This window comes from Methylophilus sp. DMC16 (assembly GCF_056314045.1).
On record NZ_JBQUZC010000001.1, the window covers coordinates 962172 to 979524 of the forward strand.

Here is a 17353-nt window from a genome sequence, read left to right on the forward strand (position 1 = left end):
TCAGGTTTTGCTCGCAAATGGGCGTAAAAAAGCCGTGCCCTCGAGCACGGCGGATGTTCAGAACGGCTTATTCCTCAGCAGCGCGCTTAGCGCGCCGAACTTTCACGGCTGCGGCCAGTGTCTCCAGCACGGAGACCGAGTCGTCCCAACCCAGACAGGCATCCGTGATCGATTGACCATAATTCAGGCTGCAGCCAGGCGTATGATCCTGACGGCCTTCATTGAGATGCGACTCCAGCATAACGCCTATGATCCGGGCATCGCCGCCAGCAATTTGCGTCGCGACATCATCGACCACGACCATTTGGTTTTTATACAGTTTTTGGCTATTGCCATGACTGCAATCCACCATCAAAACAGGCGCCAGCCCCGCTTCAGCCAATTGATCACACACAGCCGCAATGCTGTTTGCATCGTAGTTAGGGGTTTTGCCACCGCGCAGAATCACGTGGCAGTCTTCATTGCCCTTGGTTGCAAAAATCGCCGACTCGCCTTCTTTTGTGACTGACAGGAAATGATGCGGGCTGGCAGCGGCCTTGATCGCATCAATCGCGACTTTGGCGCCCCCATCGGTACCATTTTTAAAGCCCACCGGGCAGGACAAGCCAGAGGCCAGCTCACGGTGGATTTGCGACTCGGTCGTACGGGCGCCAATGGCGCCCCAGCTGACCAGGTCTGCCGTGTATTGCGGGGAAACCACATCCAGAAACTCGGTGGCGGCTGGCATGCCGATTTCATTTACATCGAGCAAAAATCGGCGAGCTTTTTCCAAGCCCAAATTAATGTCGTAAGTACCATCGAGATGCGGATCGTTGATAAGTCCCTTCCAGCCAACTGTCGTACGCGGCTTTTCAAAATAGACCCGCATCACAATGAGCAACTCGTTGCCCAGGCGCTGACGAACGTCAAGCAGACGCCTTGCGTACTCCATGCCCGCCTCGGTATCATGAATAGAGCATGGCCCAACGATGACCAGCAAGCGGTCATCGCCCTGATGTAGAATCTGGTGAATGGCCGTGCGCGTCTGCAGGATATTTTGTGTGCTCACCGTGCTTTCCTGCAGGCGTGACAACAGCTCTGCAGGTTTGATGAGCGGTTTAACTTCCAGCACCCTGACGTCGTCGGTGGCTAATTTTTCGTATGCAGTCATGACTTTAAAATCTTTTCCAGCACGTCCAGAAAACGTGCATTCTCGCTAAACAGGCCGATGCTGACGCGCAGATAATCCGGCATTTCATAGTTGGCCACCGGCCGCACAATCACGCCATGCTTGAGCAAGGCCTGATTAACGGCACCCGCATTGGTCACCTTAAAGCTGACAAAGTTGCCGAATGACGGGATGTAACTCAAGCCTAATTGCGTCAGGCCTTGGGTAATTTGCGCCATCCCGGCCTGATTGGCGGCATAGCTGCGCGCCACAAAGTCGTCATCTTGCAAAGACACTGTCGCTGCAATTTGTGCCAGATTATTCACATTGAATGGCTGCCGTACCCGATTCATCAAATCAGCCAGGCTGGCATGCATCAGACCAAAGCCAACGCGTAATCCGGCCAAGCCATAGGCTTTGGAAAAAGTACGCGAAATGATCAGGTTTTCAAACTCGCTTAGCCAGCCAATCGCTTCAGATTTGTCCGTGGCTGACAGATACTCGTCATAGGCTTCATCCAATACCACCAGAATATTTTTAGGCACCTGGCGTAGAAAATCATTTAATATTGCTTTAGGAATCAATGTACCCGTTGGATTATTTGGGTTTGCCACGAAAATCAGTTTGGTTTTAGGCGTCATAGCACCTAAAAAACCAGGCAAATCATGACCAAAGTCGATGGCGGGCACCACCACACCAATGGCACCAACGGCCTGTGTCACCAAGGGATACACGGCAAACGCATGTTGTGAATAAATCACCTCATCGCCTGCAGACAAAAATGCGCGCGCCGCTAATTCCAGAATATCATTCGAACCATTGCCAAACACGATTTGCGAGGGGGCGACGCCATACTTATGGCTTACGGCATCGCGCAAAGCAAAGCTATTACCATCAGGATAACGCGCGATGTCATCAATGGCCTCTTCTACCGCCATTTGCGCCTTCGGGCTCATGCCCAGCGGGTTTTCATTCGATGCCAATTTGACAATATCGGCTTCGTTAAGGCCCATCTCGCGAGCGAGTTCACTGATCGGTTTACCGCCTTGGTAAGGCGCAATCGCACGAATATTGGCAGGCGCCAAAGCAGACAAAATAGTATCGCTGGATAAGTCAGACATAATCGAAGACGTAGTTAAATAATGGCGGTTGGGTAAGAACCCAACACTTTAAGGAAAGTGGCACGTGCAGCCAGCTCTTGCAAGGCCGCCTGCACTGCCGGCTGTTGCTGGTGACCTTCAATATCCACAAAGAATACATAGTTCCAGAGATTCTGGCGTGAAGGTCGTGACTCGAGCTTGGTCATGCTCACGCCATGACGCGATAAAGGCTCCAGCAATTGCAGGACAGCACCTGGCTGGTTGTGTGCGCTCATTACGAGCGAGGTCTTATCCTGGCCGGATGGCGCGACAGCATGATTGCCCAACACCAGAAAACGCGTGGTGTTTTTGGGATCATCCTCAATATTCTCGGCCAGGATATTCAAGTCAAACAGTTCTGCCGCGCGCTTGCTGGCAATTGCCGCTGCAAACGTGCCTTGTGTGGCAACCAATTCATGGATCATTTGCGCAGCGCGTGCATTACTGGTCACTGCTTCGCGCTGGACATTTGGCAGTACCTTGTTCAACCATTCATGACATTGCGACAGCGACTGCGCGTGCGAAAAGACATGCGTGATGTGGTTGAGATCCTGCTGAGCCGACAGCAAACAGTGGTGCACAGGTAAAGTGATTTCACCAACCACCTGCAACGCACTGCCTAATAGTAAATCCAGCGTAATGCCCACCGCGCCCTCGGTTGAGTTTTCGACCGGCACAACGCCATAATCTGCCTGCCCTGCTTCTACTGTGCGAAAGACCTCATCAATACTGCCGCACACCACGGCCTGCCTACCCTCACCAAATTGCTTGAGTGCAGCCTCTTCACTATAAGTCCCCAGCGGGCCAAGAAAAGCAATGGCCAGCTCTTTCTCCAGTGCGCGACAATTTGACATGACGGCGCGGAAAATATGGCTCACGGCTTCAGGCGCTAACGGGCCCTGATTTTCAGCCTGCAGGCGGCGGATAATCTGCGCTTCGCGCTCGGGTCGGTAGATCACACCATCATCTTTTAAATGACCGATTTCGCGTGCCAACTTGGCACGTTCGTTGACGAGCGCAAGCACCTGCGCATCAATTGCGTCAATTTTATCTCTAAATTGTTTCAATAAATCAGACATTTAAAGCTTAATTTTAATGTGTTTTAAGAATTATTTTTTTCAAATTCCTGCATGAAGGCGACCAGTGCCTGCACGCCTTCAATCGGCATCGCGTTGTAGATGCTGGCACGCATGCCGCCGACTGAGCGATGTCCTTTGAGTTGCAATAAGCCTCGCGCATCCGCTGCTTTGAGGAAGGCTTCGTTCAAGCCCTCGTCACGCAAACGGAAGGGAATATTCATGCGCGAACGATAGGCGTGCGCAATCGGATTACTGTAAAACTCGGTTTGATCCAGATAGTCATACAGCAGGTTGGCTTTGGCGATGTTGATTTTCTCAATCGCTTCCACGCCGCCCTGCGCCAGTAACCACTCAAACACCAGACCAGCAATATAAATGCTGTAGGTCGGTGGCGTATTGATCATACTTTGGTTATCTGCCTGCGTTTTCCAATGAAACACTGCCGGCGTGAGCGGGGAGGCTTGTTCCAGCAAGTCTTCACGCACAATGACCAGACACAATCCGGCAGGGCCTATATTCTTCTGTGCGCCGCCATAAATCACACCGTATTTTGAAACGTCAATCGGGCGTGACAGGATATGCGAAGACATGTCAGCAACAATCGGCACACCATGCGTCTCAGGCACTTCAAGAAACTCCACCCCATTGATGGTTTCATTGGTGCAATAATGAACGTAGGCCGCCTCTTTATTGAGCTTCCAGTCAGAAAATGCGGGCACATGAGTGAAGCCATCTGCTTCTGCCGTTGCGGCAATGTTGATCTGGCCATAAGCTTTTGCGTCTTGAACACTACGCTTGCTCCAGGAACCAGTCACCACATAATCAGCAGACTTGCCGTTTAACAGGTTCATGGGAATGATGGCATTCTCTGCAATCGCCCCGCCCTGTAAAAACAATACTTTGTAATTGCTTGGAATCGCTAATAACTGGCGTAAGTCGGCTTCGGCTTTCTCAAGAATGCTGGTAAATTCCTTACCGCGATGAGACATTTCCATCACGCTCATGCCTGAACCATGCCAATCCAGCATTTCAGCCTGGGCACGTTCCAGCACAGGTTTTGGTAACACTGCCGGCCCGGCAGAAAAATTAAAAATCTGTTTCATGTGCCTAAATATTCTTGAGTAAGGTCATTCTTCGATGTCGGTGTCAGTGTCGTCGTCAGTTTCGACAATTTTTTCCAAGCCAGACAGTTTTTCACCTTCGCCCAGGTTAATCAGCGTCACGCCTTGTGCGGCACGGCCCATGTCACGGATTTCCTTGACGCGGGTGCGGATCAGCACGCCACCGGTCGTGATCAACATGATTTCATCCTCAGCTGTCACCAGCTTGGCAGCAATGGCCAGACCGTTACGCTCGCTGATGGCAATGGCTTTCACGCCCTGGGTACCGCGGCCAGAATGACGGAACTCGGACAACACTGTACGTTTACCGTAACCATTTTCAGTGGCAACCAACACAGACTGCTGATCGTTCTCGGCAATCAGCAAGGATAGAACCTGTTGTTTCGCAGCCAGCTTCATGCCGCGTACACCGCGCGTCGCGCGTCCCATCGGACGCACATCATCTTCGGTAAACCAGACCGCTTTACCACCATTGGAGACCAACACAATATCGTTCTGGCCGTTGGTTACTTCAGCACCAATCAGGTAGTCACCATCATCCAGGTTAATGGCAATAATGCCGGACTTACGTGGATTTGCAAACTCGGTCAGCGCTGTTTTCTTCACGGTCCCCATTGCGGTCGCCATAAAGACGAAGTGATTTTCGTCAAACTCTTTCACCGGCAGGATCGCATTGATCTTCTCGCCTTCCTCCAGTGGGAACAGGTTCACAATCGGCTTGCCACGGCTGACACGGCTACCTTGCGGCACTTCATACACTTTTAACCAGTACACACGACCACGGCTACTGAAGCACAGGATGTAGTCGTGCGTGTTGGCGACAAACATCTTGTCGATAAAGTCATCTTCTTTGGTGGCGGCCGCCTGCTTGCCACGACCACCGCGTTTTTGGGCACGGTATTCGTCTAGCGGCTGCGATTTGACATAGCCAGTATGTGATAAGGTCACCACAACATCTTGCGGTGTAATCAGATCTTCCAACGATAAATCTTGCGTATTCTGCTCGATCTCTGAACGGCGCTTGTCACCAAACTGCTTCTGGATTTCATTCAACTCGTCCACAATAATGGCCGTGACACGTTCAGGTTTGGCCAAAATATCCAGCAAGTCAGCAATGATATCCATCACTTCTTTGTATTCGCTGACAATCTTGTCTTGTTCCAGACCAGTCAAACGTTGCAAACGCATTTGCAGAATTTCTTGCGCCTGTACATCTGACAGTTTGTAACCTTGCGGTGTCAGACCAAAATCGACCGACAGTCCTTCTGGACGCGAGGCCTCCATGGCGGCGCGCTTGAGCATTTCCTCGACCACGGGTGAATGCCAGCTGCGGGCCATCAACTCTTTTTTCGCTTCAGGTGGGGTTGGCGCGGCCTTGATGATGGCAATCATCTCGTCCACGTTGGCCAACGCCACTGCCAAGCCTTCCAGCACATGCCCACGGTCACGCGCTTTACGTAACTCAAACACAGTCCGGCGTGTCACCACTTCACGGCGATGACGCAGAAACGCTTCCAACATCTGTTTGAGATTAAGCAACCGTGGCTGGCCATCCATCAGGGCCACCATGTTCATGCCGAACGTGTCTTGCAGTTGTGTCTGCTTGTAGAGGTTATTTAAAATCACCTCTGGCACTTCGCCACGCTTGAGCTCAATCACCACGCGCATGCCGGACTTGTCGGACTCGTCGCGCAGGTCAGAAATACCTTCTATTTTCTTCTCGTTGACCAGCTCGGCAATTTTTTCAATCAGGGTCTTTTTATTTACCTGATATGGCAACTCATCAATGATGATGGACTGACGACCGCCTTTGTCCAGGTCTTCAAAATGGGTGCGACCACGCATTACCACACGGCCACGGCCAGTGCGGTAGCCCTCTTTCACGCCTGCCGTGCCATAAATAATCCCGGCTGTCGGGAAATCAGGGGCTGGGATCAATTCAATCAACTCATCCACACTGATTTCTGGCTGCTTGAGCAGGGCAAAACACGCATTCAATACTTCGTTGAGGTTGTGAGGCGGGATATTGGTTGCCATGCCCACGGCAATGCCTGAGCTACCGTTAATCAGCAGATTAGGAATACGGGTCGGCATAATGAGCGGCTCTTGCTCACTGCCGTCGTAGTTAGGGCCAAAATCTACGGTTTCTTTCTCGATATCCGCCAATAGCTCATGTGCGATCTTGGACATACGGATTTCGGTATACCGCATCGCGGCAGCATTGTCGCCATCGACCGAACCGAAGTTACCCTGGCCGTCTACCAGCATGTAGCGCAATGAAAAGTCCTGCGCCATACGGACGATGGTGTCGTACACAGCCGTATCACCATGCGGGTGATACTTACCGATCACATCGCCGACGATACGCGCAGATTTTTTGTAGGGCTTGTTGTAATCATTTGACAGCTCGTGCATCGCGTACAATACACGTCTGTGCACAGGCTTGAGACCATCACGAACATCCGGGAGCGCCCGTCCTACAATCACGCTCATGGCGTAATCGAGATAGCTGCGGCGCATCTCGTCTTCTAAACTGATAGGCAGGGTTTCTTTAGCAAATTGATCTGGAGACTGACTCATTCTTGACCCAATTTATAGTTAAAAGTTATCACGCGATTTTAGCATAAATAGCGCACTTCCGCTTGCTAAATCACCACCGATAGACCCCGGGCCTTACGTGCCTCAACGTAAGCAGGGACAACCTATGTAAAATGCAAAAGGGAGCCTAAATGCTCCCTTTGCAGACCATGCTCCTCGCAGTCAAATCGACTCACGGACCATGTACACAAATTAATAGGTTGTCAGCAATTGCAAATCGGCTTTCAAGTCCTCAACATGCTCAAGCCCAACAGCGATTCTGACCAGGTTATCCTTGAGACCCGCCTCAGCCCGCGCCTCAGCACTCACCCGGCTATGCGTGGTCGTGGCTGGATGGGTGATGGTGGATTTGGCATCACCCAGGTTCGCGGTAATCGAAATCAAGCGTGTGGCATCAATCAATGCCCAGGCGGCTTCCTGACCGGTTTGACTGGCGCGTGGTTTCACTTCAAAGCTGACGATGCCGCCGCCCAGTCGCTGTTGCTGCTGCGCCAGAGCATATTGCGGGTGCGAGCTTAACCCAGGATAAAATACACGTTCAACGCCAGGCTGTTGCTCCAGCCATTGCGCCAAAGCCGATGCACGCGCCGCATGGGCTTCCATGCGCACTTGCAATGTTTCCAGCCCCTTCACAAACACCCAGGCATTGAATGCACTCATGGTCACCCCGGCTGTACGCAAGAAGCCATACACAGGCTCCATCAAGGCTTTACTACCCAACACTGCCCCGCCCAGCACCCTACCCTGTCCATCGATATATTTGGTGGCGGAATGAATCACAATATCCGCACCCAATTTAAGCGGTTGCTGCAAAGCTGGTGTACAAAAACAATTGTCTACCGCCAGATAAGCACCTGCGGCATGGGCAATCGCTGCCAGTTTGGCAATATCCCCAATCTCGGTTAGCGGGTTAGATGGCGTTTCAGCAAAAAACAGTTTGGTATTCGGCTGGATGGCCGCTTGCCAGGCATCAAGATCCGTTAAGGAAACCAGCGTCACCTCCAAGCCCCAGCGCTTGAGGATATTTGAGAACAACTGCACGCTAGTGCCAAAAATACTGCGTGAAGCCACCACATGATCGCCTGCACTGCACATCCCCATGATGCATGCCAGAATGGCAGACATGCCACTGGCAGTCGCCACGCATTGTTCGGCGCCTTCCAGCGCGGCCAGTTTATCCTGGAACATGGTGACGGTCGGGTTGGTAAAGCGTGAATAAATATTACCTGGCTCGGTGCCGCCAAAACGTGCTGCCGCTTGCGCTGCATTTTTAAAGCGAAAACTCGAGTTTAAAAACAGCGCCTCTGAGTTTTCGCCAAACTCGGTGGTTAAGGTGCCAGCGCGCACCGCCAGCGTTTCCAAATGGTATTGATCGTTCATACTTCCTCAAACTTCTGTCCGCAAACGGACGGCAATAAAAAACCCGTTTCAGCATTGCGCTAAAACGGGTCTTTGGGCTCTCGCTTTAGCAGTATTTATAATGCGCCCGCAAGCTGAGTTTGGCTTCGTTTAAAGTTCGCCACTCAAATCAGCGCAATTTCATTAAACGCCTTTTAAAGTAGGCTGTCAAGTCTTACTCGACGCCCACCAAATCCGTTGATAACAAGTTCAGATCCAGTTGGGTGGTGGAGTTTGGCGGCAACTGTTTTTTACTCATGTCACTGCGGGCAGACTCAATACGATTCAAATAAGCGGCGTCAATGTCGCCGGTCACGTATTTGCCATCAAAGCAACTGCAATCAAATTCAGTCATATGTGGATTGGACTTGGTAATGCTTTCGCGCAAGGCGTCCAGATCCTGGTAAATCAAGGCATCTGCACCGATTTCAGCGCAAATCTCTTCATCGGTACGGTTGGTTGCCAGCAATTCATGGCGGCTGGGCATATCAATGCCATACACGTTAGGATAACGCACCGGTGGCGCAGCTGAGGCAAAGTAAACCTTGTTCGCGCCCGCATCGCGCGCCATTTGCACGATTTGCTGTGAGGTGGTGCCACGTACAATTGAGTCGTCTACCAGCAAGACGTTTTTGCCTTTGAATTCAATCCCGATTGGATTCAACTTTTGGCGCACGGATTTCTTGCGCAAGGCCTGACCTGGCATGATGAAGGTGCGGCCAATATAGCGGTTTTTAATAAAGCCCTCGCGATAATCCAGACCCAAGGCAATACCTAGTTGCAACGCACTTGGACGGCTGGTATCAGGAATCGGAATCACGACATCAATCTGTTTATCGGCCCATTCGCGTTTAATTTTTTCTGCCAGCAAGGTCCCCATGTCCAGACGGGTCTGGTAGACAGACACGCCATCAATCACAGAGTCCGGGCGAGCCAGATAGACATATTCAAAAATGCAGGAAGTCAGCTTGGCATTTTCGGCACATTGGCGGCTGCACATATTGCCATCCATATCAATAAACACGGCCTCACCAGGCTCTACATCACGCAGTAGCGTAAAGCCCAGCACATCCAGTGCCACGCTCTCGGAAGCCACAATATACTCGGTGCCTTTTTCTGTTTCCTGCTTGCCGATGACCAGCGGACGGATGCCATGCGGATCGCGGAACGCCAGCAGCCCGAAATTAGCAATCATGGCGACCACAGCATAGGCACCTTTACAACGTCTGTGCACGCCTGCCACCGCATCAAACACCATATCACTGTTTAACAGGGCATTTTTTGAGGTGCTTTCAATTTCGTGTGCCAAGACATTCAACAACACTTCAGAGTCTGAATTGGTATTGATATGACGCAGGTCTTGACGGAACATTTCTGACTTCAACTGCTCGGAGTTAGTCAAATTACCGTTGTGGCCCAACACGATGCCAAATGGTGAGTTGACATAAAAAGGCTGGGCTTCTGCCGCACTGGAGGAACCCGCGGTTGGATAACGGACATGCGCGATACCCACATTACCAACCAGATTGCGCATGTGGCGCGTATGAAAGACGTCTTTCACCAGGCCATTATTTTTATGCATATGGAAGGTATTGCCATCACAGGTCACGATGCCAGCGGCATCTTGACCACGGTGCTGTAAGACCAGCAATCCGTCATACAACAACTGATTCACCGGGTTCTTGCCTACAATACCGATAATTCCACACATAGTGACATCCTATCAAACACTTGAGATTACAAATTAAATCACTGACTCGTCGAGCTGTTGCTGGTCCAAATGCACATGCTTGGCAATACTAGATGGCATCCAGGGTAGCAATTTCAAGACCAGCACTTCAATTGGCGCGCTGAACATGGCATTTGACCAGCGCGGATCCTTTGGAAGTTCCGTCATGGCAGCCAACATCACCAGAATACAGACAATCAGCAGCCCCTTCAGCGCCCCAGCCGCACCGCCCAAAATACGGTTCAGCCCACCCAGACCTACCGCTTTAATCAACGTGGTCAACAACAGCGCCAGCAAGGTACAAACAAACAATACCAGTAAAAATACCAGTAAAAATGCGGCCATGGCTTTGATCGCCTCACCAGGAATCTGTTCTGGCATGTAAGCGATCACCTGACTATTGAAGCGGTTGGCTAAATAGAAAGCCAATACCCATCCGAGCACAGAAAACAGCTCATGAATGGCACCACGCATGAGACCGACCAAAATCGAAAAGCCAAGAATGCCTAATACCAGGTAATCAAATACTGTCATAAGTACTTATGACTTACTGGCGACGATACCGCTAAAACCTGCCGCTTCCAATTTTTTGAGGGTGGCTGCCGCTTCGTTACGTGTCGCATAAGTCCGCGTCCGCAGACGCAGCTTCTGTCCAGTCGCATCGACTTTCTCAGTGGCCGTTTCAAACCCTGCGTGCTTCAGCTTGACCTGGAGATTTTCAAGATTTTTTGGATCAGAAAAAACCCCAAACTGGACAAAAAACTTGCCTGCTTTTTTATCGGATTCCACAGCGGCTTCTTTAACCGCAGGTTTCACTGGCGCAACTTTGGGTTCAACTTTGGGTTCAACTTTGGGTTCAACTTTGGGTTCAACTTTGGGTTCAACTTTGGGTTCAACTTTGGCAACGACAGGCTCGGCAGTCACAACAGGCGCCGCTTCGACTTTCGCAGGCTTTGGTGCTTCTACTGCAACTGGGGCAGACGCTGCGGACTCGGTCGCAACGGGTTTTACAACTTGAGTGGGAGGGGGTTCATTGCCTGCAGGCGCGGCTTCATTATCAAGCACAACTTCATCTTCTGGCAGCTCTAAAATCGGTTCTCGGGTCGCCTGGCGGTTTACCACAGTGATTTCGACATTTTCCTGGCTGGTATCCACGACTCTGTCCTTGAGCACGAACGGCAGGATAATCAGCATCAGAATTACCAGGGTGACCGCACCCACTAACCGCCTGCGGGCAGTTTTCTTGAGCAACAGCTCATTTTCAGTCAAAGCATCTCTCGCCATAATGTGTTGAAGTTCTCACTCAGCAGATTTCAAGTGCAGGACGCTCTCTAGCAGCCCCACTGATCAGGCGTTAATTCAAGGATTGCGGCCACGGTAAAAAAGGAACCGAATACAATAATTTTATCATTTTTCACTGCTTTCTTATAGGCGCTTCGCAAGGCATCAGGCAACGCGGCATATGTATGCAGCCGATCAGGCGCAACCTGATGGGCGAGATATGTGTTTAACTCTTGAATGTCTGCCGCGCGCGGATGCGCAATCTGGGCAATATGCCATTCGTCAAAGACATCATGCAGGATATCGACAACACTGGCGATGTCTTTATCAGACAACATGGAAAACACAGCGATGACGCGTCCACCACCGGTACTAAGCTGCTGGAGATTATCACGCAAGGCACGCGCAGCATGTGGATTATGGGCGACATCCAGAATAATGTCGGGGGAGCGTTGCCAATACTGAAAACGTCCGGTCACTTCGGTGTCTATTAGCGCCTGTAACATGACCGAAGAAGTTACTGGCAACTTTGATTGCAATGCACGTACGGCAAAAATTACATTGGCGGCATTATTCCATTGGTAGCGGCCATACAAACGCAAACTGGCAATATCCAACACGCCGAACGCATCTTCATAATGCGCGACTTGTGACTCGCGGATGTCTATCTGGTAGTCACTACCATAGCGGTATAGCTTAACGCCCAATTGCTCTGCATAGGCAAGCAAGGACAGCGGCGGTTCGGCGTCGCCGCAGATGGCGATCTGCTGAGCCCGGTAGATGCCAGCCTTCTCGCGGCCAATCAATTCACGCGTATCCCCTAGATACTCCATGTGGTCCAGGTCTACATTGGTGACAATGGCACAGGCAGCATCGACGATATTCACGGCATCCAGGCGTCCGCCCAAGCCGACTTCTAGCACTACGACATCCAGCGCCTGTTGCTCAAACGCCCATAAGGCCGCCAGCGTCCCCATTTCAAAATAGGTGAGTGTGATATCGCCCCGCGCCTGCTCGACGGCGGAAAAGGCCTGGCATAAGCGATCATCGGCAATGACCTGCCCGTTGAAGCGCACGCGCTCCTGATAATGCACCAAGTGTGGAGAAGTATAGCAGCCGACCTGATAACCGGCCGCAGTATAAATGTGCTCCAGCATGGCACAGGTCGAGCCTTTGCCGTTGGTGCCACCCACCGTAATGACGGTGAATGGAAAAGTGAGCTGTAATCGCTGCGCAACGGCTTGCACCCTGCCCAAGCCCATCTCAATGGACTTGGGATGCAATGACTCAATATAACCGAGCCAATCCTCAACCGTTTGCGGATGCTCGGGTATCACAGTGGACATCAGGCAGCTTTGGCAATGTTCAACAAGCTGGATAACACCTGGCTTAATTTGCCACGCATTTCACGACGGTCGACGATCATGTCAATCGCACCATGCGTCAGCAAAAATTCTGCACGCTGAAAGCCCTCTGGCAAGGTTTCACGTACTGTTTGTTCGATCACACGCGGGCCTGCAAAGCCGATCAAGGCATTCGGTTCGGCGATAATCACATCCCCGAGCATGGCAAAACTGGCAGAAACCCCACCCATGGTCGGATCAGTCAACACCGACACGTAAGGCAAGCCTGCTTCGGACAACTTGGTCAATGCCGCACTGGTTTTGGCCATTTGCATTAATGAAAGCAAGCCCTCTTGCATGCGCGCACCGCCACTGGCAGAGATACAGATAAAGGCACACTTCTGCTCGATGGCTGCTTGTACCCCACGCACAAAACGCTCACCAACGACTGAGCCCATAGAGCCGCCCATGAATTTAAATTCAAACACGGCAGCAACGACAGGCACGCCTTCAATCGTTCCGCGCATCACAATCAGTGCATCTTTTTCTTTGACATCACGCTGGGCAGCCTTCATACGCTCGGCGTAGGTTTTACTATCCTTGAACTTGAGTGCGTCCACGGGGGTGACATCGGCACCAATTTCAACGCGTCCCGCTTCATCCAGCAAGACGTTCAAACGATCACGCGCACCCAGACGATGATGATGCCCACATTGCGGACAAACCTCCAAGTTCGCGTCCAGATCGGTCCGGTATAACACGGTCTGGCAGGCATCACATTTATGCCACAAGCCCTCGGGCACGTTACGCTTTTGTACCGAGCCTACTGCACGTTTAATCTTTTGGGGAATCTTGTCTAACCAACTCATAACTTCTCCTACGGATAGATGACGATCTCTGAATACCTGTTCATCACAGCTTAAACAGAGTCAATCGCAGTACGTAATTCTTTTACCAAGGCTTGTACATTTGCCTGCAAGTTTGCCGCATCGGATTGTTCAATCGCCAACACCATCCGGCTACCGACAACCACCGCATCGGCAATCGCGGCCACTTCACGCGCGGTGGCCGCATCTTTCACACCAAAGCCTACACCTATGGGCAAACTTGTCTGTTGACGAATTTCAGCCACGCGTTTTTTCACTTCCGTGATATCCAGGTTGGCCGCCCCTGTCACGCCCTTCAGCGAAACGTAGTAAAGAAATCCAGTCGCCTGTTTCACAATCAGCTCGGTACGTGAAGGCTCTGTCGTCGGAGACAACAGGAAAATGCTGTCTATCTCTGCAGCTGCGAGCGTTTGATTGAACGTATCACACTCTTCAGGCGGATAATCCACAGTCAACACGCCATCGACACCTGAGGCTTGCGCCAATGCAACAAATTCTGCAGCGCCCATGGCTTCAATGGGGTTAGCGTAACCCATCAGGATAATCGGCGTCTGCTGATTGGTTTCCCTGAAGGTCTTCACCATGCCCAGCACTTTACGCAAGCCCATTTTGTGCACCAACGCGCGCTCACTGGCACGCTGAATGACGGGGCCATCCGCCATCGGATCAGAAAAAGGGACGCCAAGCTCGATCATGTCTGCGCCAGCAGCAACCATCGCATGCATTAAAGGCACGGTCTGATCGGGGTGCGGGTCACCTGCTGTGATATAGGGGATCAATGCTTTTTTGTTTTGCGCCTTGAGCGAGGCAAAAACCGATTGAATACGGGACATAAGAATCTGTGTTTTTAAGGGTTCAGAAAATGAAAGATGCACATGCGCCAGAGAGGCCTTTCTCCCTGGCGGCTGCGCATCACAATGTAATATTGGCCAAGCTTGCGACGGTGTTGATATCTTTGTCGCCGCGTCCAGACAAGTTCACTAACACAACCTGATCTGGTGACATGGTTTTGGCTAACTTTTCAGCATAAGCCAAGGCATGACTGGACTCCAGCGCGGGGATAATGCCTTCGGTACGGCACAAGTTATGGAAGGCAGCCATGGCTTCATCATCCGTAATGGCCACATACTCGGCGCGCTTGATGTCTTTCAACCAGGCATGCTCAGGACCCACACCGGGATAATCCAGGCCGGCAGAAATCGAATGCGTTTCTATGATGTTGCCGTCTTCATCCTGCATCAGATACGTACGGTTGCCATGTAAGACACCGATTGGGCTGTTTGCAGTCAAAGGTGCGGCATGCTGGCCAGTGGTCAAGCCATGACCACCCGCCTCTACGCCAATCAGGCGTACGCCTTCTACATCAATATAGGGATAGAAGATCCCCATCGCGTTGGAACCACCACCAACACAGGCCACCACAGCATCGGGCTGGCGACCCAGCATTTCCTGCATCTGCTGTTTGGCTTCCATGCCGATCACAGCCTGAAAGTCCCTGACCATCATCGGGTAAGGATGCGGGCCGGCAACGGTACCAATGATGTAAAACGTATCCGAGATATTGGTCACCCAGTCACGCATGGCTTCGTTTAAGGCATCTTTGAGCGTTTTTGAGCCACTTTCAACCGGCACAACGGTCGCTCCCAGCAGCTTCATGCGGAACACGTTAGGCGCCTGGCGCTTCACATCTTCCGAGCCCATGTAGACCACACATTCCAGACCCAAACGGGCCGCAATCGTAGCTGTAGCCACGCCGTGTTGACCGGCCCCGGTTTCGGCAATCACGCGTGGCTTACCCATGCGTTTAGCCAACAAGGCTTGACCTATTGTGTTATTGATTTTGTGCGCACCCGTGTGATTCAGGTCTTCGCGCTTGAGGTAAATTTGAGCGCCACCGACTTTGTCGGACAAACGCTTGGCATGGTAAATCGGGCTGGGGCGACCGACGAAATGCTTGAGATCATAAGCAAACTCAGCCAGAAATTCAGGGTCGTGACGGTATTTTTCATACATCAGGCGCAGTTCTTCCAACGCCTCGACCAAGGTTTCAGCTACAAAAACCCCACCAAAAGGACCAAAATGGCCACGCGCATCTGGCATATCATAGACTTGCATGTATTACTCCGAATCTATCTCGTTACTCAAACCGCCCATTATGTACAGCATCTGCCTGCACGACCTGCCGCATGAATGCAGCTATTTTTTGTGGGGACTTTATCCCTTTTTGTACTTCCACCCCGCCGCTAATATCCACGGCATAGGGTTGAATCTGCTCAACGGCTTGCGCCACATTCTCCACTTGCAATCCGCCAGCGAGAATCAAGGGCTTTTGCATCTGCAACGGGATCAGTGACCAGTCGAAGGCTTCGCCGGTTCCGCCCACGGCCTTTTCAGAATAGGTATCCAGTAGCAAAGCGGTCGCAGAAGCAAAATCAGACTCGCATTGTATCAAATTTACCCCTGGTTTGACGCGGATTGCCTTGTAATATGGCAGATTAAATTGTGCGCAATCCTGCGCAGACTCATCGCCATGAAACTGCAAACAATCCAGACCGGTCGTGGCAATCACCTGGCGCACCTCGTCGGCTGGCGCATTGACAAACAATCCCACTTTGCTGACAAATGGAGGCAACGCACCCACAATCGCCCTTGCCTGCTCAGCGCTCACCGCACGCGGACTGGGCGCGTAAAATACAAACCCCAACGCATCTGCGCCAGCAGCGATCGCCGCCAGCGCATCTTCTAACCGGGTAATCCCGCAAATCTTAACTCTGGTTCTTCTCATGTTGTTCAGTCAGGTTTCAATCCGTGTTGAATGCATCCCAATCGGCACTGCATGGCGGCAATTGCCAGGCGGCCTCATATTGAACGCCGGTAAAATACAGACCATCGGGCATGAAGGTGGGCGGAGCAAGCCGTCTATCCCGATGTTGCAGCAGCTCGGCAAACGCTGAGACATCCAGCTTCCCCTGTCCAACATAGACCAAGGCGCCGACCATATTGCGGATTTGATGCTGCAAAAAAGCATTGGCCTGAAAGTGAAAAATCAGGTAACGCCCCTGCGCCTTAAGCGCTGCCTGAGAGAGGGTGCGCACCGGGCTACTGGCCTGACACTCACTGGCCCTAAACGCACTGAAATCATGCTCGCCAAGCAGGGTTTGCATGGCCTGCTGCATGGCAGCAACCGCCAGTGGCCGATGATACCAGCCTACTCGCCCATGCTGACTCGCAGGCGCAACCGGGTGGTTGTACAGCACATACTGATAACTGCGTGCCCGTGCACTAAACCTGGCATGAAAATCATTAGCGACTTCACTTGCCCACAATACACGTACCCAAGGCGGCAAATGTGCATTACTGCCACGCACCCAGGCATTCAAGGGCCTGGCCACAGTAGTCTCAAAGTGGGCCACTTGCATCAATGCATGCACCCCGCTATCCGTCCGTCCCGCCGCATGCAACCTCACCTGTTCACCTGCAACCAGCGCAATTGCGCGCTCTAATGCATCCTGTACCCCGGCACCATTGGGCTGACTTTGCCAGCCCTGAAAGTGAGCGCCATGATATTCTATGCCAATCGCAATTTTCATGGCGCCTAGTATAAGGGCTGAGTGCGATAACGCCTAATCAA

General features: G+C 51.8%; 15 protein-coding genes. All 15 read right to left on the minus strand.

Going from position 1 to position 17353, the window contains the following annotated elements; translation table 11 throughout:
• Positions 1-67 precede the first annotated feature (67 nt).
• Positions 68-1150 carry a 3-deoxy-7-phosphoheptulonate synthase gene (locus tag ACT53D_RS04685; RefSeq protein WP_275355079.1) on the minus strand — a complete coding sequence of 361 codons (1083 nt, stop codon included), beginning with the start codon at positions 1148-1150 and terminating at the stop codon, positions 68-70.
• Complete coding sequence (hisC, locus tag ACT53D_RS04690) at positions 1147-2268, minus strand: histidinol-phosphate transaminase (RefSeq protein WP_476154742.1); 1122 nt, start codon at positions 2266-2268, stop codon at positions 1147-1149. Before hisC ends, ACT53D_RS04685 begins: the two co-directional genes overlap by 4 nt.
• A gap of 14 nt (positions 2269-2282) precedes the next feature.
• A complete protein-coding gene (pheA, locus tag ACT53D_RS04695) occupies positions 2283-3365 on the minus strand; it encodes a prephenate dehydratase (protein ID WP_476145717.1) in 1083 nt (360 codons plus the stop codon).
• 23 nt (positions 3366-3388) lie between these two features.
• Positions 3389-4468, minus strand: coding sequence for a 3-phosphoserine/phosphohydroxythreonine transaminase (serC, locus tag ACT53D_RS04700; RefSeq protein ID WP_476145719.1), 1080 nt, complete (start codon positions 4466-4468; stop codon positions 3389-3391).
• Between the two features lie 24 nt (positions 4469-4492).
• Positions 4493-7066: a DNA gyrase subunit A gene (gene gyrA / locus ACT53D_RS04705; RefSeq protein ID WP_194746829.1), complete on the minus strand. Its 2574-nt coding sequence runs from the start codon at positions 7064-7066 to the stop codon at positions 4493-4495.
• Positions 7067-7276: 210 nt separating this feature from the next.
• Entirely contained in the window at positions 7277-8464 is a 1188-nt protein-coding gene (locus ACT53D_RS04710; protein WP_476154744.1) for an O-succinylhomoserine sulfhydrylase, read from the minus strand.
• 193 nt (positions 8465-8657) lie between these two features.
• Positions 8658-10193 (minus strand): amidophosphoribosyltransferase, encoded by a 1536-nt coding sequence (purF, locus tag ACT53D_RS04715; protein ID WP_313989045.1) that lies wholly within the window; start codon positions 10191-10193, stop codon positions 8658-8660.
• 33 nt (positions 10194-10226) lie between these two features.
• Complete coding sequence (locus tag ACT53D_RS04720; protein ID WP_194746832.1) at positions 10227-10745, minus strand: CvpA family protein; 519 nt, start codon at positions 10743-10745, stop codon at positions 10227-10229.
• Positions 10746-10751: 6 nt separating this feature from the next.
• On the minus strand, positions 10752-11495 hold the full coding sequence (locus ACT53D_RS04725; protein WP_476154747.1) for an SPOR domain-containing protein: 744 nt from the start codon (positions 11493-11495) through the stop codon (positions 10752-10754).
• Between the two features lie 47 nt (positions 11496-11542).
• Entirely contained in the window at positions 11543-12838 is a 1296-nt protein-coding gene (gene folC, locus ACT53D_RS04730) for a bifunctional tetrahydrofolate synthase/dihydrofolate synthase (protein WP_476154749.1), read from the minus strand.
• Positions 12838-13704: an acetyl-CoA carboxylase, carboxyltransferase subunit beta gene (gene accD / locus ACT53D_RS04735; RefSeq protein WP_194746835.1), complete on the minus strand. Its 867-nt coding sequence runs from the start codon at positions 13702-13704 to the stop codon at positions 12838-12840. Before accD ends, folC begins: the two co-directional genes overlap by 1 nt.
• Before the next feature lie 50 nt (positions 13705-13754).
• The gene (gene trpA, locus ACT53D_RS04740) at positions 13755-14555 is read right to left on the minus strand and encodes a tryptophan synthase subunit alpha (RefSeq protein ID WP_313989032.1); all 801 of its coding nucleotides are present in this window, start codon (positions 14553-14555) and stop codon (positions 13755-13757) included.
• A gap of 79 nt (positions 14556-14634) precedes the next feature.
• Positions 14635-15837, minus strand: a complete 1203-nt coding sequence (gene trpB / locus ACT53D_RS04745) for a tryptophan synthase subunit beta (protein ID WP_338657548.1) — start codon at positions 15835-15837, stop codon at positions 14635-14637.
• A gap of 22 nt (positions 15838-15859) precedes the next feature.
• On the minus strand, positions 15860-16507 hold the full coding sequence (locus tag ACT53D_RS04750) for a phosphoribosylanthranilate isomerase (RefSeq protein ID WP_476154751.1): 648 nt from the start codon (positions 16505-16507) through the stop codon (positions 15860-15862).
• Positions 16508-16523: 16 nt separating this feature from the next.
• A complete protein-coding gene (gene truA, locus ACT53D_RS04755) occupies positions 16524-17312 on the minus strand; it encodes a tRNA pseudouridine(38-40) synthase TruA (protein WP_476154753.1) in 789 nt (262 codons plus the stop codon).
• Positions 17313-17353: the final 41 nt, after the last annotated feature.